Below are 21,785 nucleotides of genomic sequence, written 5' to 3' on the forward strand. Positions count from 1 at the left end.
GATTGCGGTGACGGTCGGACCGTTCAGTCCGGCCAGGATGGGAATAGGCGTGTGGCATGATTCACTGTGCCACGCAGGATGTGCAGGATGACGACCTGGTGGGCCTCTACCCTGTAGAAGATCAGGTAATCGCCCTGCACACGTCGGCGGACGCCGCTGTTTTCGTAGCGGGGAACGAGCGGAAAGCGCTCGGGGAAATCGGCAAGCGCCAAGCATGCCACGCGCAGTTCCCGCACGAAACTGAGGGCGCGCTCGGGATTATCCTGCGCAATATAGTCGCCGAGCGATTCTAAATCGTTTTCCGCCGCATCCGTGAAACGGACGATCATTCTGTTTCGCCGGTCAGGGCGCGATACTTGCGCTCCAGCCGGTCGAAAACCTCTTCCGCGGACTTGGTCTGCCCGCTGTGAGCCTGAGCGAGGCTAGTCGCGATCGATTGATCCAACGTGGCGAGGTCCGCCTCCCGGTCGCGGATCAGGCGGACCCCTTCCCGCAGCACCTCGTTTTCCGACGTGTACCGGCCGCTCGCGACCAGCCGCATCACGAAGGCCTCGAGCTGATCCCCGAGATCGGCACGGATCATTGCGTCCTCCTGATGGACCGGATCGCTACAGGGTTATCAATGCCTGTCGAGATCGGCCACCGGAAAGCGCAGCTTCGTGCCGGGCTCGTAGAGGCGCGCCCGTCAGTAAGGCCGATCAGGCACGAGGTAGCTCGACTGCGCCGGCGCGGATTGCGGCGTCACGCCGAGGGCGGCCAGCTCGTTAATGCGGCGGCCTTCGGCGATCCGGTCGAGCACCGCGATCAGCAGCCAGGGACACGCGATGCCGATGAAGAACGCCATGGGATCCTCCCGCGCCGAGTCGATCCGCTGCCCGGCTTAGGAAGAGAATAGGCGGTCCGGGCTGCGCAGCAAGCGCGCGGACCCCGTTCTCAGATCCAGCCCTGCAATTCCCGGCGCACCACGTGCTCGATAACCTTCATCCCGAGGTCGCTGTCGTTCAGGCATGGGATGTAGGCGAAGCGCTCGCCGCCATTCTCCTCGAAATAATGGCGGTTCTCGCCGTCGAGTTCTTCCAGGGTCTCCAGGCAATCGGCCGTGAAGCCCGGGGCCACGATCGCCATGCGCTTCACGCCGGACTTGGCCAATTCCATCACGGTCTCGTCCGTGTAGGGCTTGAGCCATTCCTCATTGCCGAAGCGCGACTGGAAGGTCACCCGCATCTTGTCCGGCGACAGCCCCAGCGCCTCGCGGATCAGCCGGCCGGTCTTGTGGCACTGGCAATGGTAAGGATCGCCCTTGAGCAGGTAGCTGCGCGGCACCCCGTGGAACGAGGTGAGGATCACCTCCGGCTCGAAATCGAGCTTGGCCAGCCCCTCCCGAATCGAATCGGCCATGGCGGCGATGTAGACCGGGTCGTCGTGGTAGGGCGGCGAGACGCGCACCGTCGGCTGCCAGCGCATGTCCATCAGGGCGCGGAACGCCTGATCGCAGGCGGTGGCCGAGGTGGCGGCGGCGTATTGCGGATAGAGCGGCACCAGCAGGATGCGGTCGCAGCCCTGGTCCAGCAACGCCTGGATCCGGCCGGCGACCTCCGGCTTGCCGTAGCGCATCGCCCAATCGACCACGACCGAATCACCCATCGCGGCCTGGAGGCGCTCGCTCTGGCCCCGGGTGGTGGTCTTGAGTGGCCCTTCGTTCAGCGCGTTGTTCCACACGCTGGCGTAATCGCGGCCCTTTGGCCCCGGGCGCTTGGTCAGGATGATCAGGTTGAGCAGCGGCCACCAGATCAGCCGCGACACCTCGATGACCCGCCGATCCGACAGGAACTCCTTCAGATACCGGCGCATCGGCCAGTAGCTCGTGCCCTCCGGCGTGCCGAGGTTCATCAGCAGGACGCCGACGCGGCCCCAGGCGACCTTCGGATGGTCGGCCGGCAGGGTATCGGCCCCGGGCTGGCGTGGGGCGAGGGGACGGCCATTCGCCAGCGCGGCGGCGGGTTCGACGCGTTCGTTCATGACAGCGTTCCGGCGCCGCGCGCCGAGTCCTTCCTCTGGCTACAGATATCCGGTGGCCAGCGCGCGCGCTGGAGCCTGGACCGGAGGCTTAACCCGTCGGGTTGTGCTTCCATGTAGGGTGCGATGCCGCCCGGCGAAGACCGGATGCGACATGCCGCACCGGAGCCGCACGCACGACTCCTGTCCCTAACCACGGTGGGCGGCGCGCTGCAACCGAGGCTCTTGCCGGAACAACTGGAGATTCGATGAGCGCAACACCCGTGGCCGATGCCCTCGCGGCCTTCCGCGCCTCCGGCTCACCCTGGCTGGCGCTGCCGTTCTTCGGCAATGGGACGGCTGAAGCGGTGGCGGCCCGGGTGGACGAACGCATCGCGGCGGGCGCCCGCGTGCTGCCGGCCCCAACCCAGATTTTTCGCGCGCTCACGGAGACGCCCCTGCCGGCGGTGCGCGCCGTGATTCTCGGACAGGACCCCTACCCGACCCCGGGCGATGCCAACGGCCTTGCCTTCTCGTTCGTGGGATCGGGCCGCCTGCCCGCCTCCCTGAAGGTCATCCTGGCCGAGGCGGGGTCCGACCGCGCCGCGGGCGGCGACCTCACGGCCTGGGCCCGACAGGGGGTTCTCCTGCTCAACAGCGCGCTGACGGTCGAGGCCGGCAAGGCCGGGGCGCATCTGCGCTTCGGCTGGGCGCGGCTGACCGACGAGGCGGTGGCGGCGGTCTCGGCGCGCCCGGAGCCCGCCGTGTTCCTGCTCTGGGGTGCCCAGGCCCGTGCCCGGGCGGCGCTGATCGACCAGACCCGCCACGGCGTCTTCGAGAGCGGGCACCCCTCCCCGCTCAACCGCGCCCGGGATTTTCCGGGTTCGGACCCGTTCGGCCGGGCCAATCGCTGGCTCGCCGAGCATGGAGACCAGCCGATCGAATGGCGGCTGGACTAGGTATCGACGTGTCGATCACTGCGGCTTGGCGGGCTCCGCGGGTTTGGCGGGCTCGGCGGGTTTGGCCGGCGCGTCCTGGCCCGCCGGCAGCAGCACGTTCTTGGCGACCGTGCCCTCCGGCCCGTACTCGCCGGCCACCGCGAGGCAGGCCTGATCGCGGTTCTGCTGCATCTGGTTCGACATCAGCGTGAACATCGTCTGCACCCGGTTGCCGAACGGCCCGCGGGGCTGGACGTCGGCGATCCGCACGTTCTGTTTCGCCAGAAGCCCCTCGAACTGATCGCTGCCGATCCGATAGCCGCAGACGTTGGCGGCCGCGAAGATGTAGGCGGCGAACTCCAGTGCCCGCGGAGCCGGCGCGTTCCGGATCTGCGCCTGCGCCGGCAGGGCGGCGACCATCAGGGCGGCGGACAGAACGACGTGGCGCATGCGAACCTGTTTCCTCGATGAATGCGGCCTCTGGCGGGCCGCCTCGACGGAGAGCAACATAGGTCGGTTCGAACCCCGTGCCACTGCGACCGAATTTGACGACAATGCACCGTTTGGTCTTCACGCCTCGTTGGTCATAGGACCAGTGAAGGGCGTTACAACGACCGAAAAGCGGCCCTTGTTCCCGTGCTGCCGTGCGGTGAGACAGAGTGTTAACCGGCTCGCGTCACGCCAGACATCACGGTTTGTCCAGATCCAGGCGGTCTGCATCGCATGTTCGGCTTCGAATCCACTGTCACGTCCTTTCCCACTCCGGCGCCCCGCGCTGCCGAGGGGCGAATTTCCGGCACCAGCGGACGGCGCGCCGAGGCGGCTCCGCCCGTTGCGGTCTGTCCGCACCGCGTGGCCCGCTGGGCCTGGGGCGAAGGCCTCCGGGCGGGCGATACCGTCGCGCTGCTGGTGCAGGATCTCGGGCAGGCGGAGGCGATGCGCCTCGGCTTGGCCCGCATCGGCCTGCGCGTGGCCTGCCTCGCCGGCCGCGGCGGTGACGCGCTCGCCGAGGGCCTGGCCGGAGCCGCCCTGGTCATTGCCGACACGCCTCTCGCGGATGCCTACGCCGAGGTGATGGGTCGCCTCGGGACCTACCCGGCCCTGTGGTGGAACGGCCCGGGGGCCGATTTCGCGAGCCTGGATCTGGCTCTCGCCGAGCTGGCCTGAGGCGTCGTCAGAGCCGGGCCTATCGCTTCAGCCACGCGTCGAGCGCCTCGTAGCGCGTGGGGTCGTCCGGGCACAGGCCGGTGCCGCATTCCGCCGCCGTCGAGACGGCATTGGCGAGGACGACGCCCAGGAACAGCACGAGGCAGACCGTCCCGAAGGTCCCGACGCCCTGCCCTGCCGGCGGCTCGGGCCGGACCATGTCGGCGATCAGCAGAAGCACGGCCACCGCCCCGATGAGCGCCACGAAGGCGATCAGCGCGAGGGTGTAGAAGTGGAGGCCGAACAGGGTCGCGCCGTAGCCGCCGCTTCCCGGCACGATGTGCAGGGCGACCTGCCGCGCCGCGATGCCCGCGCCGGCGAGCGCGCTCAGGATCGCGATCCCGTAATGCGACGGCCGGGGGCCGAATCGGACGCCGAGGGCGAAGCCGATGCCCGATGCCGCGAACGCCGCCCGCTGCAGGAGGCAGAGCGGACACGGCAACTCGCCGAGCGCGAATTGGTAGCCGAACGCCACCAAGAGGATGACGCAGCAGCCCAGCAATCCGAGGGCGTTGAGCGTCCGAGCGTGAAGCAGCGTCATGGCGGGTGCTTCGCTTAGAAGGCGAGGTTGAGCGTCGACGTGGCATGGGCCGCGTACAGCGCGAGCGTGCCGATCAGCGCGGCCAGCCACAGGCCGATCGCGAGGCCGCGCTGTCCTGCGAACAGGGCGGCCAAGCTGCCCGCGAAGCCGACGAACGGCAGCACCATCATGGACAATCTCCGTCTGTCTGCGGGGCCGGGGGAGCCTGGTCCCGCGTTTGAGCCGGCACGCATGAGGGGCCAAGCTTTCGCGGACCTGTCGCGCTGGCGTCGCAGCCAGCTGGCTCACATGCTACCTGTGGGTCGAAAAGCCGGCGCCCCTAAAGGCCGCCCGGCATCGGGAGACGCCCCATGACAGCCGCCCCCGCGCCGGTCCCGTCCGTCGCGCACGATTCGCACGGCCCGATCCTGCTGCGCAACGATGCCGACGGCGTCGCGACCCTGACGCTGAACCGCCCGCACGCCCGCAACGCCCTGTCGATGGCGTTGATGGAAGCCCTGCAAGACGCGCTCGACGCAATCCGCGACGATCCCACGGTGCGGGTCGTAATCCTGCAGGGGGCCGGCCCGGCCTTCTGCGCGGGGCACGACCTCAAGGAGATGCGCGCCGACCCGTCCCGGGCGGCGACGGAGGCGGTGTTCCGCACCTGCGCCCGTCTGATGCTGAGCCTCACGCGCCTGCCGCAGCCGGTGATCGCCCGGGTCCACGGGATCGCCACCGCGGCCGGCTGCCAGCTCGTGGCGACCTGCGACCTCGCGATCTGCACCGAGGCGGCGCGCTTCGCCACGCCGGGGGTGCAGATCGGCCTGTTCTGCTCGACCCCGATGGTCGCGCTCTCGCGTGCCGTGTCGCGCAAGGTCGCGCTGGAGATGCTGCTGGTCGGCGAGCCGATCGACGCCCAGGAGGCTTTGCGGATCGGCCTCGTCAACCGCGTCGTACCGGAGGCGGAGCTCGACGCCGCAATCGGCGCGCTGGCGGCCCGCATCGCGGGAAAAGCCCGGCGCGTCCTGGCGATCGGCAAGGAGGCGTTCGGCCGGCAGATCGAGATGGGCCTGGAGGAGGCCTATGCCTACACGGCCGACGTCATGGTCCGGAACATGATGATGGCCGATGCGCAGGAGGGCATCGACGCCTTCCTGGGCAAGCGCCCGCCCCGCTGGGAGCCGTGACCGACGGCGTTGCGCGATAGGACGCAGGTCCATCGGCGCTGCGCACGTAGGTTATGGCGTCGCCCTGCCCTAGGATGGTGGTTGCGCCAAGGTCTGCTGAACCCGGCGCCCTCAACGCGGAACGGCTGATGAGCACCATCGACCTGTTCGGTCTGACGCTGGCCTTCTACGGCGCGATGCCGCCGCCCCGGCCGCCGCGCCCGAACCGCAATGGTGCGACCTGGGCCGCCGCCCTGGTGTTCGGCGGCATTTGCATCGCCATGGTGGGGCCGATGATCACCATCTGGAGCTTCCACCGGCCCTACGCCGAGGCGAAGGCGCGCTGCATCCAGTCCGGTGGCCGCGTCCTGTACGCGGCGCTCGACGGCAGCGGCCCCTATCGCTGTGATCACCCGGCTGCGGCCGCGCATTTGGTCAAGCCTGCGGATTAATCCGCGCGCCCGCGTTTCCTTCGACTATATCCGGCGCCACGACCCGCGAACCGGATACCGAGACCTTGGAAAACGCGCTCACGCGATGGCTGCAATCGACCGCGCTGATGCGCGCGGACGTGGAAGCCTTGATCGGCTTCGCCCTGGCCATCGGCGTCACCCTGCACGCCCTGCTGCGCAAGCGGCGCGTGAGTGTCACGGTGGGCTGGATCGGTCTGGCGTGGCTGTCGCCGATCTTCGGCACCGCGCTCTACCTGACCTTCGGCATCAACCGCGTCTCGCGCCGGGCCCGTCGTCTCCGGACCAAGCTCTCCGACCCCACCCATCTGCCCGATACCGACGATGCGGTGGTGCCGGAGGCGCTCTGGCCCCTCGATCGGGCGATCCGGCGCATCACCGGCCTGCCGGCCTTCGCGGGCAACACCGTCCAGATGTTCCGCAACGGCGATGCGGGCTATCCGGCCATGCTGACGGCCATCCGGGAGGCGAAGGCCAGCATCGGCCTGTCGAGCTACATTTTTCGCGACGATCCGACCGGCCGGGAGTTCTGCGATGCCCTCGTGGAGGCGCATAGCCGCCGTGTGGAGGTCCGGGTCATCATCGACGGGATCGGCGGCGGGTACTTCCGGGCGCCGGTCTACCGCCGCCTGACCGCGGCCGGCGTGCCGGCGGCCCTGTTCATGCACTCGGCCCTGCCCTGGCGGATGCCGTTCCTGAACCTGCGCTCGCACAAGAAGCTGCTGATCGTCGATGGGCGCATCGCCTTCACGGGCGGGCTGAACATCTGGCACGCGAACCGCGTCACCCTGAAGCCCGAGCACCCGATCCGCGACACCCATTACCGGCTGACCGGCCCCGTGGTGGAGCAACTCGCCGCCGCCTTCGCGGCCGATTGGGCCTTCGCGGCCGGCGAGAACCTCGACGGGCCGCCGTGGTTCGTCGACCTTGAGCCGACCGGCAACAGCGTCGCCCGGGCGGTGACCTCAGGTCCGGACGCTGACGTGGAGAAGATCGAGCAGGTCATCCTTCAGGCGCTCGCCTGTGCGCGCAAGACCGTCCGGTTCGTGACGCCCTACTTCCTGCCGGACGAGCTGGTCACCGGTGCCCTCGCCCAGGCCGCGACCCGGGGCATCACCGTCGACGTGATCATCCCGCGGGTCAGCGACCACCACTTCATCGACTGGGCGACGCGGGCGCATCTCGACCCGCTGCTCCGGGCCGGCGTCCGGATCTGGCTCGACGAGCCGCCCTTCGACCATTCCAAGGTGATGGTGGTGGACGACATCTGGTGCTTCGTCGGCAGCGCGAACTGGGACATGCGCAGCTTCCGGCTCAATTTCGAGCTGAACGTCGAGATCATCGACGCAAATCTCGCCGCTGAATTGGACCACTTCATGCGCGGCAAGATGGAGGCGCGGCTCAGCCGGGAGGATCTCGCCGCGCGCGCACTCCCGATCCGTCTGCGCGACGCAGGCGTGCGACTGCTGCTGCCATACCTTTGAAGCGGGCGGGCGCGTGCGCCTCGGGCGCCGGCCCGAGATGGACGACGATCGGCCGATGATCCGACGGCCCCCGCGGCAGCACCGCGTGCGCGTGGCAGATCAGGCCGCGGGCGAGGCAGCGGTCGAGGCGCAGGGGCAGCACCTCCACCATCGCGTGGGTCGGCCGGCGGGGGCCGACATCGCGGAATCCCGGGATCATCGCGGGCCCGACGATGTTGTAATCGCCGAGCACGGCGGCGCGCGGGGGCAGCTCCGAGACGATCCGGCGGAGCTGGCGCCGGTTCAGCATCTGCCCGTGCGACAGGTGGACATTGGCCACGCCGAACGTGCCGAGATCGAGGATCTGGCAGACCCGGTGCACCAGGGCGCCGGAGGGCAGCGTGATCACCCGCGGGGGCGCGGGCCAGGGTTTTGGGCTCCACATGGCGAGGCCGTGGATCCGCCCCGGCAGCGGCGCCCAGGCATAGTGCCCGCCGATCCGGTCCAGCAGGAATCCGATGGCACGCGTCGCCTCCTGCATCAGCAGCAGATCCGGCTTCTCCTGGGCCACCAGGGCGGCGACGTCATCGACGGCCGCGCCGGTGCGCCGCAGCAGGTTCCAGCTGACGATCTTGAACGGCGCGTGGGCCTCCGCCGGCCGGAGCGGCGGATTCGGGACCGTGGTCGGGCCGAGGCGGCCTGGGCGTGCAGCGATGGTCATCGGGCCGGATACGTACCTCACCGCGCGGCGCTCCCGCCACCGCCCCGCTGTAACGCGCGTGGCGGCCGGACGTTCGACGGGATGGGGGATCGACGACGCGCCGCGCTTGAGCCGCGCCCCGCCCCCGGCCTAAGAGCCAGCCTCGTTACCGCGGGCTCCCGCTGGAGAGTCGCGTGTTCCGGTCGCGCCACCGTTTTCCCAAGGGCCGATGTCAGCCTTCAGCTTCATCCACGCGGCGGACCTGCATCTGGGCAGCCCGCTCTCGGGCCTCGCGACCCGCGATGCGGATCTCGCCCGCCGCCTCGCTGCCGCCGGGCGGCAGGCCTTCGAGGATCTCGTCACCCAGGCGATCGAGCGCGCGGTGGCCTTCGTGGTCGTGGCGGGCGATGTCTATGACGGCGACTGGGCCGACAACACGATCGGCCTGTTCTTCGCCCGGCAGGTGAGCCGCCTCGACCGCGCCGGCATCCCGACGATCCTGATCCGCGGCAACCACGACGCCGAGAGCGTGATCACCCGCGCGATCACCTTGCCGCCCTCGGTCCACGTCTTCCCGGCCAACCGCGCCGGCACCCACCGGATCGAGGCCCTGCGCGTCGCCCTGCACGGCCGCAGCTTCCAGGGCCGGGCCGTCGAGGAGAACCTGTCGCTGACCTACCCGGCCGCCCTGCCGGGCTGGTTCAACCTCGGGATCCTGCACACCTCCTGCACCGGCCACGCCGCCCACGAGATCTACGCGCCCTGCTCGGTCGCCGACCTCGCAGGCAAGGGCTACGATTACTGGGCGCTCGGCCACATCCACGAATATGCCGAGCTGTCCCAGGATCCCTGGATCGTGTTCCCCGGCAATCTCCAGGGCCGGAGCATCCGCGAATGCGGGCAGAAGGGTGCCGTCCTGGTGGAGGTGGCCGACGGCCGGGTGACCGGCCTGACCCGCCTCGCCCTCGACCGCGCCCGGTTCGAGCGGGTCTCGGTGGATCTCGCCGAGGCCGCTGACACCCGCACCGTCATCGAGGCTGTGGAGGCAACCTTACGCCCGCTCGCGGGCCTCGCGGCGAGCCGGCTCGTGCTGGTGCGCGTCCATCTCGCCGGCACCACGAAGGCCCACGACGCCCTGGCGGCCGATCGGGAGTCCGTGACGGCCGAGATCCAGGCCGCGGCCCACCGGCTGCACGAGGATCTCTGGCTCGAACGCCTCAAGATCGAGACGCGCCGGCCGCCGGCCGCGGTGGATTTCTCCGGCGCCGCGATCGACCCGGCCGCCCTGCTCGCCGACCTCGACCGCGATCCCGAGTTCCGGAGCCGGGCCAGGGCCGCGCTGGAGGAGATCGGCGGCCGGATGCCCGCTGCGGTCGCGGCCGAGGCCGATCTGGAGGCCGAGTTCGACGCAATTTGCGCCGAGGCCGAGGCGCTGATCCTCGGCCGCCTCACCGGCCGGCACTGCTGAGTGGATCGAGAGCCCCGATGCGCCTGATCCACCTCGCTTTGGAGCGCTACGGCGCCTTCACCGACCGCGCCCTCGCGTTCCGGCCGGATGCGCGCCTGCACGTGGTGCTGGGCGCCAACGAGGCCGGCAAGAGCACCGCGCTCGCGGCCGTCACCGACCTGCTGTTCGGGTTCGGGAAAACCACCCCGTACGCCTTCCAGCACGACATGCCCCTTCTGCGCCTCGGTGCGGAGATCGCAGCCACCGACGGGCGCCGGCTGAGCTTCCGCCGCCGGAAGGGCAATGCCCGCACCCTGATCGACGCCGCCGACGCGCCGATCTCGGACGATGCCCTGGCGCCATTCCTCGGCGGCATCTCGCGCACCGTGTTCTGCCGCGCCTTCGGCCTCGACGCCGCGAGCCTGCGGGCCGGCGGGCGGGAGATGGTCGATGTCGAGGGCGAGGTCGGCGCGAGCCTTTTCGCGGCGGGCTCTGGCCTGCGCGGGCTGACGGAGTTGCAGACCACCCTGGAGGAGGAGGCGGACGCGATCTTCGCCCCGCGGCAAGCCAAGCACCGGACCTTTTACCAGGCCCTGGAGCGCCACGAGACCGCCCGCCGGGCGATCCGCGACACCACCCTGCGCTCCGGCGACTGGCGCGCCCTGAACGATGAGATCGCCGCCGCAGCCGGGCAACTCGACACCCTCCGGGCCGAGCAGAAGGATCTCGCCGTCGCCCGCGCCCGCCTGGAGCGGCTCAAACGGGTCCGGCCGCTGCTCGGCGAGATCGATGCCCTGGAGCAGCGCATCGCCGCCGAGGACGGCCTGATCGACGCGGATCCAGTCTGGATCGAACGACTCGGCGCCGCTCTCGAACAGTGCCGCATCGCGGATGTCGAGGCCGAGCAGGCCGGATCCGCCCTCGCCCGCGCGCGGGCCGAGGCCGAGGCGGTGCCGGTCGAGCCGGGGCTGACGCTGCGGGCCGACGCGATCCTGGCGGCGTTCAGCGGCACCAAGGAATTCGAGAAGGGCGGCACCGATCTCCCCCGGATCGAGGGCGACGCCCACAAGGTCGGCCTGGATCTCGAACGGCTGCGCGCCCGGATCGGCGTCGCCGACCTCGCGGCCCTGGAAGCCAATCAGCCGAGCGATGCCGCCCGGGCGCGGATCGAGCGTCTGATCCGCGAGCACAGGACGCTCGCGGCCGCCGAGGATCAGCTCGCCCGCGATCGCACGGCTGCTCTGGCCGAGCGCGACCGTCTGGCCGGGGAGATCGAGGCGGCGGGCGCCCCGCGCGATCCGGCGCCGCTGCGGGAGGCGCTGAAGCCGCTCGTCCGCCTGCGCGAGCGGATCGACGCCCACGAGACGCTCGAAGCCGCGATCCGGCGGGAGACGGTGCTGCTGCGCAATCAGGCCGCCCGGCTCGTGCCGCCGGTCGCCGACAGCGCTGCCCTCGTGCGGATGCCCCTGCCCTCGCCCGAGACGGTGGCGGCCTATCGCGCCCTCCTCGACGGCAAGGCCCGCGAGCGCGAGCGGGCCACGGACCAGCGCGACGCGGCCCGCCGGCAGGCCGCCGCCACCCGGGATCGGCTGTGCGAGCGCGAGGCCGGCCGGCCGATCGCCACCTGGGAGCGGATCGAGGCTTGCCGCGCCACGCGTGACGCGGCCTTCGCGCCGCTCCGGGACGCCCTGGCAGTGGGGCGGAGTATCGAGCCCGCGTCCCTCGCCGCTTATGAGCGCGCGCTCCTCGATGCGGATCGCCTTGCCGATGAGCGCGCCAGCGATGCCGCCCGGGTCGCCGCGCATGCGGCCGACCGCGACCGTCTCGCCGCCGAGGAAGCGGAGCTGGCGGCCGCCGAGGACAATCTGGCGGGCATCGTCGCCGAGATCGCCGAGGGCGAGGTGGCGTGGCGCGAGGCATGGCGGCCGGCTGGCGTCACCCCCGGATCACCGGCCGAGATGGCGGCGTGGCTCGGCGAGGTCGAGAGCCTGATCGAGGCCGAGCAACGGCTCGCCGATCAGCGGATCGAGCGGGACCGGGTCGCGGCGGTCATCGAGGCCGCTCGGGCGCCCATCGCCGATCTCTGGACCCGCGCCGGGCTGGAACCGGAGCCCGATCTCGACCTCGGCGCGCGTCTGGATCGGTTCGAGGCGCGGGTCGCCACCCTGACGAGCCGCTGGGAGGCGAGCCTGCAGACCGGCGGCCTGCTGCACGCCGCGCGCGCCGCGGTCGAGCGTCTGGAGGCGGCCCGCGTAGAGGCGGAGGGCCGTCGGGCCGTCTGGCAATCCGACTGGCTCGCAGCCCTGCAACCCCTCGGTCTCGACGCCGCTTCCCGGCCCGAGGAGGCTGAGAGCGCCCTGGAGGCGTGGCGGGCGGTGCCCGACCGGCTCACCGAGCGCGCCGCCCTGGACCGGCGGGCCGCCGGCATCCGGCGCGACCGGGAGGCGTTTCGGGCGAATGCGGCCGCTCTGGTCGAGGCACTCGCCCCCGATCTCGCCGACGAGAGCCCTGCGGCTGCGGTGCGCACGCTGCATGCCCGCCTCGTCGCGGCCCAGAACCGGGAGGCCCGGCGGGCCGACCTCGACCGTCGGCTCGAAGAAGCCGCCGTCGCGAGCCGCGCCGCCACCGACGGGCAAGCGGCTGCGCGCGCGGCACTGAGCCGCCACCTCGCCGGGGCGAGGCTGGAGCTTGCCGAGGCGCCGATGCCCGAGATCGAGGGGCTGTTCGGACGGCTACGGGCCCGGGAGACGCTGCGCGCCGACCTGTTTCGCCTGCGCGGCACCCTCGCGGGGGCGGCGGACGGGCTGCCGGAGGCAGAGTTACGCGCCGGGCTGGAGGCATTCTCCCCCGAGGCGATCGAGGCTGAGCTGGCGCGGCTCGCCCTGGAGGCCGAGGAGCAGGAGGAGCGCGGGCGGGTGATCTTTGCCGACCGGGACCGAGCCGAGCGGCGGCGGGCGGAGCTCGAAGGCGGGACCGGGGCCGAGTTGGCGCTGGCCGAGCGCAAGGCCGCGGAGGCCGATCTTCAGGGGGCGGCCCGGTCCTGGGCAGTGCTGCGGCTCGCCGGGCTGATGCTCGGTCAGGCGGTGGCCCGGCACAGGGCCGGGCAGCAGGATCCCCTGGTGGCGCGCGCCGGGGCGCTGTTCCGGTCGCTCACCGGCGGCGCCTTCTCGGGCCTCGCGCAGACCTTCGATCAAGACGATACCCCGAAGCTCGCCGGGCAGCGCGCTGGCGGCGGTCAGGTGGGGATCGAGGGCATGAGCGAGGGCACCCGCGATCAGCTCTACCTCGCCCTGCGGCTCGCCTATCTGGAGGATTACGCCGCGCGCGCCGAGCCGGCGCCGTTCATCGGCGACGACCTGTTCTCGACCTTCGACGAGGCCCGCACCGGCTTCGGCCTGGACGCGCTCGCGGAGATCGGCGCCGCGGTGCAGCCGATCCTGTTCACACACCACCGTCACGTGGCCGACATTGCGCGGGCGCGGCTGGGGGACGCGGTCGATATCGTGGCGCTTTGATGGGGCTCGACCTTCTGCGCGCCCCACAAGGATCGCATAGGTCCGATGGCGGCGTCACACGACGACGGCACCAGGGCTTCAGGATCAGGCGCGGGTCCCCTCTCCCGAGCGGGAGAGGGACAGGGTGAGGGATCAGGTCCGTCCGGAAGAGGCGCGCCTTCGACCCGCGTCGGTCGCCTGCTCGATCCTGTGAGTTCTCCTCCCTCACCCCAGCCCTCTCCCGCTCGGGAGAGGGGGCCGGTTGCGCTCCCTCACCTGCGTCGGTGTCGATCAGAGATATGTGAGCATCGTAGCTCTGCGCGGGAGAGGCGGAGCAGGGCGTGCGGCCATCACCCCCCGAGATACCGCGCCTCCAGATGCGCCCGGAACGCGTCCGTGCCGAGCGGCGCACCCGTGGCACGGGTCAGCAGCGCGTCGGTGTCGAGCAGGCTGCCGACTTCGTGCACGTTCGTGCGCAGCCAGCGCCGCAGCGGCGCGAAATCGCCCTCCGCCAGGCAGCCCGGCAGCGCCGGCTCGGCCGCCCGCGCGGCCCGGAACAGCTGCGCCGCCACGAGCGCACCCAGCGTGTAGGTCGGGAAATAGCCGAAGGCGCCGCTCGGCCAGTGGATGTCCTGCAGGCAGCCGACCCGGTCGTCCGGCACGGTGAGGCCCAGAAGCTCCCGCATCCCGTCGTTGAACGCCCCCGGCAGGTCCCGCACCGCGAGATCGCCCGCGATCATCGCGGTCTCCAGCCGGTAGCGCAGCAGGATATGCGCCGGATAGGTCGCCTCATCGGCATCGACCCGGATGAAGCCCGGCGCGACCCGGGTGTTGAGCGCGTGCAGGTTCTCCGGCGACCATTCCGGCCCCGAGCGCCCGAACGCCTCCCGCAGCAGCGGCGCCAGGAAGGTGAAGAAGTCCCGGCTCCGGCAGGCCTGCATCTCGACGATCAGCGACTGGCTCTCGTGCAGGCTCATGCCGCGGGCCGAGCCCACCGGCTGGTTGCGCCACGCCTCCGGACGGCCCTGCTCGTAGAGGGCGTGGCCGGTCTCGTGCAGCACGCCCATCAGGGCCCGGCCGAAATCGGCTTCGTCGTAGCGGGTGGTGATCCGCACGTCGTCGGTCGCGCCGCCGCAGAACGGGTGGAGGCTGATATCGAGCCGGCCCCGGGTGAAATCGAACCCCACCGCCTCCATCAGCTTCAGGCCGAGGGCGCGCTGAACCGCAACGTCGAACGGGCCGGTGAGCGGCAGCGGCGCCGGGCGCGAGGCCTGGATTTCCCGGGCGCGGGCGATCAGGTCCGGCAGCCAGCGGGTCAGATCCGAGAACAGCGGGTCGATCGTCGCCCGGCGCATGCCGGGATCGTAGCTGTCGAGCAGCGCGTCGTAGGGATCGAGTCCGAGCGCCGCGCCCTTGGCCTGGCCGATCTCCCGCTGGAGCCGCAGCACCTCGGCGAGGTGCGGTTCCAGCTTGGCGAAGTCGGCGTCGCGCCGCGCCTCGCGCCAGACCATCTCGGAGCGGGAGACCGCCCGGGAACTCGCCTCGACCAGATCGCGCGGCACAGCGGTGGCATGCGCCTGCGCGCGGCGCATCTCGCGCAGGTTGGCGGCGGACCAGGATTCGAGGCCGCCATCCCGCTCGGCGGCGTCGAGTTCCGCGGCCGCCTCGGGCTCGGTCAGCATCGCGTGGGCGAGACCGCGCAGGATCGCGAGCTGGTCGCCCCGCGCCGTGGCGGCGCCGTCCGGCATCAGGGTCTGCGCGTCCCAGCCGAGGATCCCGGCGGCGCCTTCGAGGGCGGCGAGCCGGGCGAAGCGCTGTTCGAGGGTCTGATAGGCGGTCATGCGATCTCCGGTCCGGTCAGTCTCGTAAAGGGTTGCGGCGCTTACCCCGCCTGCAGCATCTCCAGCTCCAGCCAGCGGTCCTCGGCTTGCGACAGCTCGGTCTGGGCCTGGGCCAGCATGGTCGAGGCCTTGTCGAACCGGGCGGGGTCGCGGGCGTAGAGGTCGGGGTCGGCCAGGATCGTCTTGAGCTGGCCGATCGCCGCCTCCAGCTTCTGCATCTTGGCCGGCAGCGTCTTCAACTCGTGCTGCTCGTTGAAGCCGAGCTTCGGCTTGCCGGACGGTGCGGCCGCCGGCGCTGCGGCGCGGACCTTGGGCTCCTTGGCCTTCGGCGCGACGGTGCGCGCCTCGACACCCTGGCCGCGCTGGATCAGCATGTCGCTGTAGCCGCCGGCATACTCGACCCAGCGGCCGGCCCCCTCCGACACGAGCACGCTGCCGACCACCCGGTCGAGGAAGTCGCGGTCGTGGCTCACCAGGATCAGCGTGCCCTGGTAATCGCCCAGCATCTCCTGAAGCAGGTCGAGGGTTTCGAGGTCGAGGTCGTTGGTGGGCTCGTCGAGGACGAGGAGGTTGGCCGGCTGCGCCAGGGCGCGGGCGATCAGCAGCCGGTTGCGCTCGCCGCCCGACAGCACCGAGACCGGCGTGCGCGCCTGCTCGGGGGTGAACAGGAAGTCCTTGAGATAGCCGATCACGTGGCGGCTCTGGCCGTTCACCGTGACGCTGTCGCCCCGGCCCCCGGTCAGCACGTCGGTGACGGTCATGCCGGGCACCAGCACGGCCCGGGCCTGATCGAGCACCACCGGCATCAGGTTGGTACCGAGCACCACCTGCCCGGAATCCGGTTCGAGCCGGCCCATCAGCAGGTTGATCAGCGTCGATTTGCCGGCGCCGTTCGCCCCGACGATGCCGAGCCGGTCGCCACGCATCACCCGCAGCGACAGGCCCTCGACGATCTTCCGCTCGCCATAGGCCTTGGCGATGTCACGGGCTTCCACGACCAAGCTGCCCGACGACTCGGCATCCGAGGCCTGCATGCTGACGCTGCCGACCGGGCGGCGCACCTCGCGGCGGTTCTGCCGGAGTTCGTGCAGGTTGCCGAGCCGGCGGACGTTGCGCTTACGCCGCGCGGTGACGCCGTAGCGGAGCCAGTGCTCCTCGGCGGCGATCTTGCGGTCGAGCTTGTGCTGGTCGCGCTCCTCCTCTTCGAAGAAGGCGTCGCGCCACGCCTCGAAGCCAGAGAATCCCTGGTCGATCCGGCGGGTCTCGCCGCGGTCGAGCCAGATCGTGGCCCGCGACAGGGCCGAGAGGAAGCGCCGGTCGTGGCTGATCAGCACGAGGGCGGCGCGGGTGTTCCGCAGCTCCGATTCGAGCCATTCGATTGCCGGCAGGTCGAGATGGTTGGTCGGCTCGTCGAGGAGCAGCACGTCGGGCTCTGGGGCCAGCGCCTGGGCGAGCGCGGTGCGCCGCCCCTCCCCGCCCGAAAGCTTCTGGGGGTCTTCTTCCCCCGTCAGGCCAAGGCTCTCCAGCAGGTAGCGGGCCCGGTAGGTCGACTCGCCCGGCGGCAGACCGGCCTCGACGAAATCCAGCGTCGTGGTGAAGCCGGAAAAATCGGGCTCCTGCGCGAGGTAGCGGATCGTGGTGCCGGGCTGCACAAACCGGCGGCCCTTGTCGGGCTCGACCAGCCCGGCGGCGATCTTCATCAGGGTCGATTTGCCGGACCCGTTGCGCCCGACGAGACAGGTCCGCTCGCCCGGCGCAATGGCGATCTCGGCGCGGGTAATCAGCGGGGTGCCGCCGAAGGTCAGCGCGACGTCTTGGAGAGTCAGTAGCGGGGGAGCGGCCATGCGCCGGCTTATGGCAGTGTGCGGCTCACCGTTCAAACCCGCGCCGGTGCCTCAGATGCTGGCCGATCACACTGCAACGGCTACACAGGGCGACAGACGACGCCTCCGATGGCGTGCAACCGAGCCCCCTCTTCCGTACGGGAGAGGGGGCCTGCGCCTTCCCGAATTGACCGCCTGGGCAGTCATGAATGCAAATCCAGGCCGTCCCGGGAATCAGGCGACGGGGTTCGCCGGCCCCGGGGGGCTGATTTCCGGCGCGCCCGGATCGTTCACGGGGATCTCCGGCGGCTGAATGCCAGGCGACTCGGCTGGGGTGTTGCCCGGGATTTCCGGACCCGGCGGCTGCGTCGGTGCCTGCGGCGGCTCGTAGGGCCGGTCCGGCGCCGGGCTGGGCTGCGGCGGCACCTCGGGGACCTGCCCCGGGTCGGCGAGGGTGAAATCGGGCATCGCTATCCTCCGCGAGACCGACGGCGGCCCGATCTGTGGGACCGACGTCGTTCGGGCGGAAACAAGGCCCGACTGATCCGGTTCCGGGCGGTTACTTCTTGGTCAGCAGAAGATTGCCTTCCTTGCTCGCCACCTTCTGGATCTTCTCGGCGAACAGGGCGAGCAGGAACGGCAGCTTCACCTCGAGCCGCACGCTCTCGGCGCCGACATCGATCGTGCCGGCGATCTTCTGTGCAACGGCAGAGACACCGAAATCGAGGCGATCCCCCGTCCAGGCGAGCTGGTCCACCGTGACGCCGCTCTTGGCGAGGAACGCCCGGGCCTGATCGGTGCCGTGCTCCAGGCGCCGCTTGGCCTCGTCGCGGCCGAGGTCGTGCGGGATGTCGACGATGAGGGGCTTGGGCATGAAACGCTGATCCGGGCTTGAACCCGGCAGCAGATGGGGCCTCGGGCCGCCCCAGACAACGGTCGGGACCGCCCCACCCTCTCAGGCGGAGGCGGCCCGACCTCCGTGTGGGATCAGTGCAGGACTTGCAGCGACACGTAGGTCGTGCCGCCCATGCCCAGGGCGCGGGCGGAGCCGCGCGACAGATCGATGATGCGGCCGCGCACGAACGGCCCGCGATCGTTGATGCGAACGACCACCGAGCGGCCGGTCCGGGTATTCTCGACGCGGACGCGGGTGCCGAACGGCAGGCTGCGATGGGCGGCGGTCAGTCCGTTGGGGTTAAAACGCTCGCCGTTCGCGGTGCGGTGACCGCTCCCGTACCAGGAGGCCGCTCCGCTCTGCGCGGCGGCCGGGAGGCTTGCTCCGATGACGGTGGACAGCATTCCAAGCGAGACAACGAGCTTACCGAAACCAAACGTCATTCTTTGCGCATTCCCTTGTTTTTTCGGGACGGCGCCAGTCGTTTCGGAAATCGGCCGGAATAAGGCGGGTCTTCACTTGCGGCCGCGGTTGCATTGCGCCCGGCTTTTTCGCGTCAGATTCTGATTACATGCGCGATTGTTGCGGAGCGTTTCCAGTTTTGCTTGGAAATACAGGCTGGCAAGTCAAAGCTGGAATTATGCAAGCTTTTCCCAAGGCCAGGCTGGAACACACGGCGAAAGGAAAATAGTCCAAAGCCTTGCGCTGAGCGTGACCCAGTATCCCACTGAGGTGGATGCGCGCCGTCAAGCTCAGGCGCTCAATCGTCCACAGGATCCAGATGGGAAGCGCCTGGTCCGCACGGCTCGCTCCGGGGAGCGCGCGATCGTCCGCATAGATGTCCGGGTCGTGCGGCTCCGACATGGCCGGGCCTGGGACAAGAGCACAGCGCCATGGGGCAGCCTGCCGGCTGTGGCGCTCCACACCGTCATCAAGCTTCCTTAACGTGTTCGGGATTCGCGGGTTCCGGACCCGGCAAAAACTGCAGCCCCAGAACGGGACGCTCATCGAGAAAATTTGAAAACCCGGCCTTTACCCTGTCGGGAGCATGGTCTGCCGGTCAGTCGCGTAACCGGTGTTTGCCATGGCTTCCCCGCGTACCGTGGCTGCCGACGCCGTCGCCCGGAAACAGGTCTCGCGTGCCGGGCGGCCCGCGTCGGCGCCACGGATGGGTCTCGTACCCGCCCAGCGTCCCCTGCCCCTCGACCAAGTGCTGGTCGGGGATTGTATCGCAGCCATGAACGCCCTGCCGGCGTCGAGCGTCGACTGCGTGTTCGCAGACCCGCCCTACAACCTGCAGCTCGGCGAAGCCGGCCTGCTGCGCCCGGACCAGAGCCGCGTCGATGCCGTCGACGACGACTGGGACAAGTTCGCCACCTTCGAGGCCTACGACGCCTTCACGCGGGATTGGCTTGCCGCCTGCCGCCGGGTGATGAAGCCGAACGCAACCCTCTGGGTGATCGGGTCATACCACAACATCTTCCGGGTCGGGAGCGCGTTGCAGGATCTCGGTTACTGGATCCTCAACGACATCGTCTGGCGCAAGGCCAACCCGATGCCGAATTTTCGCGGCAAGCGCTTCACCAACGCCCACGAGACCCTGATCTGGGCCTCGCGCTCGGCACAGTCGAAGGGCTACACCTTCCATTACGAGGCGCTCAAAGGGGGGAACGAAGACCTCCAGATGCGCTCGGACTGGTTCATCCCGCTCTGCACCGGCGAGGAGCGGCTCAAAGGTTCGGATGGGCAGAAGGTCCATCCGACCCAGAAGCCCGAGGCCCTGCTCGCCCGGACCCTGCTGGCCGCGACCAATCCCGGCGACGTGGTGCTGGACCCATTCTTCGGCACCGGCACGACCGGCGCCGTCGCCAAGCGCCTCGGCCGCCGCTTCATCGGCATCGAGCGCGAGACCACCTACGCCGAGGCGGCCCGCGCGCGGATCGCCGCCGTGGAGCCCCTGTCGAAGGCGGCCCTGATGGTGGCGCCGACCAAGCGCGCCGAGCCGCGGGTGCCGTTCCTGTCGGTGATCGAGGCGGGTCACATCCGCCCCGGCGAGACCGTGATCGACGAGCGCCGCCGCTTCCGCGCCACGGTGCGGCCGGACGGGCAGCTCGACAACGGTCTGGTGATCGGCTCGATCCACAAGATCGGGGCGCTGGTCCAGGGTCTGCCGGCCTGCAACGGCTGGACGTTCTGGCACGTCGAGCGCGGCGGCAAGCCGGTGGTGATCGACACCTACCGGGCGGGCCTGCGGCAGGCGATGGCGAACGGCTGACACGCCCACCGTCTTCGCGGGCGGAGCGAAGCAGCCCAGTCGGCGCCACGCCTGTCCGTGTCGCGCTGCCCTGGGTCGCGTCGCTGCGCTCGCGATGACGGTTGGGCTATCGCTTCCGGACCGACCCTGGCCGGCGGGCCGACGATCGGGCACGCACCGGAGCGGTCGATAGCTCAACCTCTCCCTCCAAGAGATCATCCACGTCCGGCGGTGGCATGGGCGCAGGCTTCGGCTGCGGTTTCGGCACGGCTCGGATGCGCGGGCGCGGCTCGGGGTCCGGCATCGAGACCGGCGCCTCCATGGCCGCCAGCAGCGGCATTGACGGCGGCTCCTTCTTCGGGCGCCCGCGCGGCTTCTTCTCCGGCTCGGGCTTCGGATCGAAGGCGTGGGCCAGGACCTTGCGCATCAGGCCCGGCAGCGGCTCCTCGTCGAGGGCACTCCGCGGGGTGAAGCGCATGCCGGCCGGTGCCGGTGTCGAGAGGGCCACGCGGGCCGCGAACACGGTCAATTCCAAGGGGAAATGTGTAAAACCGTGGCGGACGAGGCCCGGCAGGCGCTTCCACCGGGCATCGAGGGGCGCGTCCAGCAGCGCACCGGCGACATCGTAATCCGGCTCCCAGGCGCTGCCCGGCGGCTCCGCCATATTGCCGAGAAGGCCCTCCGGTTCCCGCGTCCGCAGCAGCACCGCCTCGTCGCCGCTGCGGATCGCCACGAAGGCCGCGCCGCGGTGCAGCGCCCCCTTGGCCACCTTGATCTTGCGCGGGAATGCCTCCTGCGTGCCGAGTGCCCGGGCGCGGCAGGGCAGCATCCAGGGGCAGAGCGCGCAGGCGGGGCGCTTCGGCGTGCAGATCGTGGCGCCGAGATCCATCAGCGCCTGGGCGAAGTCTCCGGGTCGTTCATCGGGAACCAGCGCTTGCGTCAGCCGGCGGATCTCCGGCCGGCTCCCCGGCAAGGGCGCCTCGACCGCGTAGGCCCGGCTCAGGACCCGCTCGACATTGCCGTCGACGGCGGCCTCGGCCCGGTCGAAGGCGATCGCCGCGATCGCGCCCGCCGTGTAGGCGCCGATCCCGGGGAGCTTGCGCAGGCCCTCGGCCGTATCGGGGAAGCGCCCGCCGGCCGCCGCGACGGCCTTCGCGCAAGCGTGCAGGTTGCGCGCACGGGAGTAGTAGCCGAGCCCCGCCCAGGTCGCCATCACGGCCTCCTCGGGGGCCTCGGCCAGGGCGAAGATGTCGGGAAAGCGGGTGAGGAACCGCTCGAAATACGGTTTGACGGCCGCGATCGTGGTCTGCTGCAGCATCACCTCGGAGAGCCAGACCCGGTAGGGATCGGGCACCTCGCCGGCGAGCGCCCGCCACGGCAGGACCCGCCGATGCCGGTCGTACCAGGCGAGCAGGTCGTCGGCGCGCGGTTCGGGACCGGCTGGATGATCCGTGACTGTGCGGGGCGGCATGATCGGGTCGACTGGGTCCGCGCTGCATAGCCGGAGGCCGGTGGCGATCATAGGGCGGCGAAAGCGCGGCTGCGTCCTCCCTTCGTCAACCTTCCTGCG

Annotated in this window: 22 protein-coding genes; 8 read left to right on the plus strand and 14 right to left on the minus strand. The window is 70.7% G+C overall.

From position 1 onward, the window contains the following. Positions 1-23 precede the first annotated feature (23 nt). From BLQ49_RS02810 to hemH, 4 genes are all read right to left on the minus strand, one after another. Positions 24-329, minus strand: a complete 306-nt coding sequence (locus tag BLQ49_RS02810; protein ID WP_091713143.1) for a type II toxin-antitoxin system RelE/ParE family toxin — start codon at positions 327-329, stop codon at positions 24-26. Continuing rightward, complete coding sequence (locus BLQ49_RS02815) at positions 326-583, minus strand: type II toxin-antitoxin system ParD family antitoxin (RefSeq protein ID WP_091713144.1); 258 nt, start codon at positions 581-583, stop codon at positions 326-328. The genes BLQ49_RS02810 and BLQ49_RS02815 overlap by 4 nt, the downstream gene beginning before the upstream one ends. A gap of 102 nt (positions 584-685) precedes the next feature. Next, positions 686-844, minus strand: coding sequence for a hypothetical protein (locus tag BLQ49_RS29460; RefSeq protein ID WP_167627612.1), 159 nt, complete (start codon positions 842-844; stop codon positions 686-688). An 89-nt stretch (positions 845-933) separates the two neighbouring features. Continuing rightward, a complete protein-coding gene (hemH, locus tag BLQ49_RS02820; RefSeq protein ID WP_091713146.1) occupies positions 934-2,019 on the minus strand; it encodes a ferrochelatase in 1,086 nt (361 codons plus the stop codon). Positions 2,020-2,264: 245 nt separating this feature from the next. Here hemH and BLQ49_RS02825 point away from each other — a divergent pair, with 245 nt between their 5' ends. Further along, positions 2,265-2,954: a uracil-DNA glycosylase gene (locus tag BLQ49_RS02825; RefSeq protein WP_091713147.1), complete on the plus strand. Its 690-nt coding sequence runs from the start codon at positions 2,265-2,267 to the stop codon at positions 2,952-2,954. A 15-nt stretch (positions 2,955-2,969) separates the two neighbouring features. Here the strand turns inward: BLQ49_RS02825 and BLQ49_RS02830 are convergent, their stop codons facing one another. Beyond that, a complete protein-coding gene (locus BLQ49_RS02830) occupies positions 2,970-3,383 on the minus strand; it encodes a hypothetical protein (RefSeq protein WP_091713149.1) in 414 nt (137 codons plus the stop codon). Between the two features lie 273 nt (positions 3,384-3,656). Between BLQ49_RS02830 and BLQ49_RS02835 the strand changes: the two genes are divergently transcribed. After that, on the plus strand, positions 3,657-4,100 hold the full coding sequence (locus tag BLQ49_RS02835) for an AMP-dependent synthetase (RefSeq protein ID WP_091713151.1): 444 nt from the start codon (positions 3,657-3,659) through the stop codon (positions 4,098-4,100). A 19-nt stretch (positions 4,101-4,119) separates the two neighbouring features. Here BLQ49_RS02835 and BLQ49_RS02840 read toward each other — a convergent pair whose 3' ends face one another. Both BLQ49_RS02840 and BLQ49_RS29465 read right to left on the minus strand, forming a co-directional pair. After that, positions 4,120-4,680 (minus strand): disulfide bond formation protein B, encoded by a 561-nt coding sequence (locus BLQ49_RS02840; RefSeq protein WP_091713153.1) that lies wholly within the window; start codon positions 4,678-4,680, stop codon positions 4,120-4,122. Between the two features lie 14 nt (positions 4,681-4,694). Continuing rightward, positions 4,695-4,850, minus strand: coding sequence for a DUF5993 family protein (locus BLQ49_RS29465; protein ID WP_167627610.1), 156 nt, complete (start codon positions 4,848-4,850; stop codon positions 4,695-4,697). A 180-nt stretch (positions 4,851-5,030) separates the two neighbouring features. On the opposite strand from BLQ49_RS29465, the gene BLQ49_RS02845 reads away from it, so the two are divergent. The 3 genes from BLQ49_RS02845 to BLQ49_RS02855 all read left to right on the plus strand — a co-directional run bounded on the left by BLQ49_RS02845 (position 5,031) and on the right by BLQ49_RS02855 (position 7,782). Beyond that, on the plus strand, positions 5,031-5,849 hold the full coding sequence (locus BLQ49_RS02845) for an enoyl-CoA hydratase (RefSeq protein WP_091713154.1): 819 nt from the start codon (positions 5,031-5,033) through the stop codon (positions 5,847-5,849). Positions 5,850-5,977: 128 nt separating this feature from the next. Then, a complete protein-coding gene (locus tag BLQ49_RS02850; RefSeq protein WP_091713156.1) occupies positions 5,978-6,280 on the plus strand; it encodes a hypothetical protein in 303 nt (100 codons plus the stop codon). Between the two features lie 65 nt (positions 6,281-6,345). Next, positions 6,346-7,782, plus strand: coding sequence for a phospholipase D-like domain-containing protein (locus BLQ49_RS02855; RefSeq protein ID WP_091713158.1), 1,437 nt, complete (start codon positions 6,346-6,348; stop codon positions 7,780-7,782). Here BLQ49_RS02855 and BLQ49_RS02860 read toward each other — a convergent pair. Next, on the minus strand, positions 7,700-8,482 hold the full coding sequence (locus BLQ49_RS02860; protein ID WP_244507438.1) for an endonuclease/exonuclease/phosphatase family protein: 783 nt from the start codon (positions 8,480-8,482) through the stop codon (positions 7,700-7,702). The genes BLQ49_RS02855 and BLQ49_RS02860 overlap by 83 nt on opposite strands. A 208-nt stretch (positions 8,483-8,690) precedes the next feature. Here BLQ49_RS02860 and BLQ49_RS02865 point away from each other — a divergent pair, with 208 nt between their 5' ends. Both BLQ49_RS02865 and BLQ49_RS02870 read left to right on the plus strand, forming a co-directional pair. Next, complete coding sequence (locus tag BLQ49_RS02865; RefSeq protein WP_091713159.1) at positions 8,691-9,929, plus strand: metallophosphoesterase family protein; 1,239 nt, start codon at positions 8,691-8,693, stop codon at positions 9,927-9,929. 17 nt (positions 9,930-9,946) lie between these two features. After that, positions 9,947-13,423: a YhaN family protein gene (locus BLQ49_RS02870; protein WP_091713161.1), complete on the plus strand. Its 3,477-nt coding sequence runs from the start codon at positions 9,947-9,949 to the stop codon at positions 13,421-13,423. Between the two features lie 329 nt (positions 13,424-13,752). On the opposite strand, the gene BLQ49_RS02875 is transcribed toward BLQ49_RS02870, so the two are convergent. From BLQ49_RS02875 to BLQ49_RS02895, 5 genes are all read right to left on the minus strand, one after another. Further along, a complete protein-coding gene (locus tag BLQ49_RS02875) occupies positions 13,753-15,243 on the minus strand; it encodes a carboxypeptidase M32 (protein WP_091713162.1) in 1,491 nt (496 codons plus the stop codon). A 41-nt stretch (positions 15,244-15,284) separates the two neighbouring features. After that, positions 15,285-17,087, minus strand: a complete 1,803-nt coding sequence (locus BLQ49_RS02880; protein WP_091713164.1) for an ATP-binding cassette domain-containing protein — start codon at positions 17,085-17,087, stop codon at positions 15,285-15,287. Positions 17,088-17,300: 213 nt separating this feature from the next. After that, positions 17,301-17,534 (minus strand): hypothetical protein, encoded by a 234-nt coding sequence (locus tag BLQ49_RS02885; RefSeq protein WP_091713166.1) that lies wholly within the window; start codon positions 17,532-17,534, stop codon positions 17,301-17,303. Positions 17,535-17,625: 91 nt separating this feature from the next. Then, positions 17,626-17,940, minus strand: coding sequence for a polyhydroxyalkanoic acid system family protein (locus BLQ49_RS02890; RefSeq protein ID WP_091713167.1), 315 nt, complete (start codon positions 17,938-17,940; stop codon positions 17,626-17,628). A 113-nt stretch (positions 17,941-18,053) separates the two neighbouring features. After that, the gene (locus tag BLQ49_RS02895; protein WP_091713169.1) at positions 18,054-18,404 is read right to left on the minus strand and encodes a septal ring lytic transglycosylase RlpA family protein; all 351 of its coding nucleotides are present in this window, start codon (positions 18,402-18,404) and stop codon (positions 18,054-18,056) included. 725 nt (positions 18,405-19,129) lie between these two features. Between BLQ49_RS02895 and BLQ49_RS02900 the strand changes: the two genes are divergently transcribed. Next, positions 19,130-20,236, plus strand: coding sequence for a site-specific DNA-methyltransferase (locus BLQ49_RS02900; RefSeq protein WP_091713864.1), 1,107 nt, complete (start codon positions 19,130-19,132; stop codon positions 20,234-20,236). Between the two features lie 106 nt (positions 20,237-20,342). Here the strand turns inward: BLQ49_RS02900 and mutY are convergent, their stop codons facing one another. After that, positions 20,343-21,686 carry an A/G-specific adenine glycosylase gene (gene mutY, locus BLQ49_RS02905; protein WP_091713865.1) on the minus strand — a complete coding sequence of 448 codons (1,344 nt, stop codon included), beginning with the start codon at positions 21,684-21,686 and terminating at the stop codon, positions 20,343-20,345. Positions 21,687-21,785: the final 99 nt, after the last annotated feature.

The sequence above is a fragment of the Methylobacterium phyllostachyos genome (assembly GCF_900103445.1).
GTDB lineage: Bacteria > Pseudomonadota > Alphaproteobacteria > Rhizobiales > Beijerinckiaceae > Methylobacterium > Methylobacterium phyllostachyos.

What these genes read in the sequence shown, in the direction of transcription:
- BLQ49_RS02810 (WP_091713143.1), bottom strand. Translation starts at nt 329, where the DNA reads ATGATCGTCCGTTTCACGGATGCGGCGGAAAACGATTTAGAATCGCTC.
- BLQ49_RS02815 (WP_091713144.1), bottom strand. Translation starts at nt 583, where the DNA reads ATGATCCGTGCCGATCTCGGGGATCAGCTCGAGGCCTTCGTGATGCGG.
- BLQ49_RS29460 (WP_167627612.1), bottom strand. Translation starts at nt 844, where the DNA reads ATGGCGTTCTTCATCGGCATCGCGTGTCCCTGGCTGCTGATCGCGGTG.
- hemH (WP_091713146.1), bottom strand. Translation starts at nt 2,019, where the DNA reads ATGAACGAACGCGTCGAACCCGCCGCCGCGCTGGCGAATGGCCGTCCC.
- BLQ49_RS02825 (WP_091713147.1), top strand. Translation starts at nt 2,265, where the DNA reads ATGAGCGCAACACCCGTGGCCGATGCCCTCGCGGCCTTCCGCGCCTCC.
- BLQ49_RS02830 (WP_091713149.1), bottom strand. Translation starts at nt 3,383, where the DNA reads ATGCGCCACGTCGTTCTGTCCGCCGCCCTGATGGTCGCCGCCCTGCCG.
- BLQ49_RS02835 (WP_091713151.1), top strand. Translation starts at nt 3,657, where the DNA reads ATGTTCGGCTTCGAATCCACTGTCACGTCCTTTCCCACTCCGGCGCCC.
- BLQ49_RS02840 (WP_091713153.1), bottom strand. Translation starts at nt 4,680, where the DNA reads ATGACGCTGCTTCACGCTCGGACGCTCAACGCCCTCGGATTGCTGGGC.
- BLQ49_RS29465 (WP_167627610.1), bottom strand. Translation starts at nt 4,850, where the DNA reads ATGATGGTGCTGCCGTTCGTCGGCTTCGCGGGCAGCTTGGCCGCCCTG.
- BLQ49_RS02845 (WP_091713154.1), top strand. Translation starts at nt 5,031, where the DNA reads ATGACAGCCGCCCCCGCGCCGGTCCCGTCCGTCGCGCACGATTCGCAC.
- BLQ49_RS02850 (WP_091713156.1), top strand. Translation starts at nt 5,978, where the DNA reads ATGAGCACCATCGACCTGTTCGGTCTGACGCTGGCCTTCTACGGCGCG.
- BLQ49_RS02860 (WP_244507438.1), bottom strand. Translation starts at nt 8,482, where the DNA reads ATGACCATCGCTGCACGCCCAGGCCGCCTCGGCCCGACCACGGTCCCG.
- BLQ49_RS02865 (WP_091713159.1), top strand. Translation starts at nt 8,691, where the DNA reads ATGTCAGCCTTCAGCTTCATCCACGCGGCGGACCTGCATCTGGGCAGC.
- BLQ49_RS02870 (WP_091713161.1), top strand. Translation starts at nt 9,947, where the DNA reads ATGCGCCTGATCCACCTCGCTTTGGAGCGCTACGGCGCCTTCACCGAC.
- BLQ49_RS02875 (WP_091713162.1), bottom strand. Translation starts at nt 15,243, where the DNA reads ATGACCGCCTATCAGACCCTCGAACAGCGCTTCGCCCGGCTCGCCGCC.
- BLQ49_RS02880 (WP_091713164.1), bottom strand. Translation starts at nt 17,087, where the DNA reads ATGGCCGCTCCCCCGCTACTGACTCTCCAAGACGTCGCGCTGACCTTC.
- BLQ49_RS02885 (WP_091713166.1), bottom strand. Translation starts at nt 17,534, where the DNA reads ATGCCCGATTTCACCCTCGCCGACCCGGGGCAGGTCCCCGAGGTGCCG.
- BLQ49_RS02890 (WP_091713167.1), bottom strand. Translation starts at nt 17,940, where the DNA reads ATGCCCAAGCCCCTCATCGTCGACATCCCGCACGACCTCGGCCGCGAC.
- BLQ49_RS02895 (WP_091713169.1), bottom strand. Translation starts at nt 18,404, where the DNA reads ATGACGTTTGGTTTCGGTAAGCTCGTTGTCTCGCTTGGAATGCTGTCC.
- BLQ49_RS02900 (WP_091713864.1), top strand. Translation starts at nt 19,130, where the DNA reads ATGGGTCTCGTACCCGCCCAGCGTCCCCTGCCCCTCGACCAAGTGCTG.
- mutY (WP_091713865.1), bottom strand. Translation starts at nt 21,686, where the DNA reads ATGCCGCCCCGCACAGTCACGGATCATCCAGCCGGTCCCGAACCGCGC.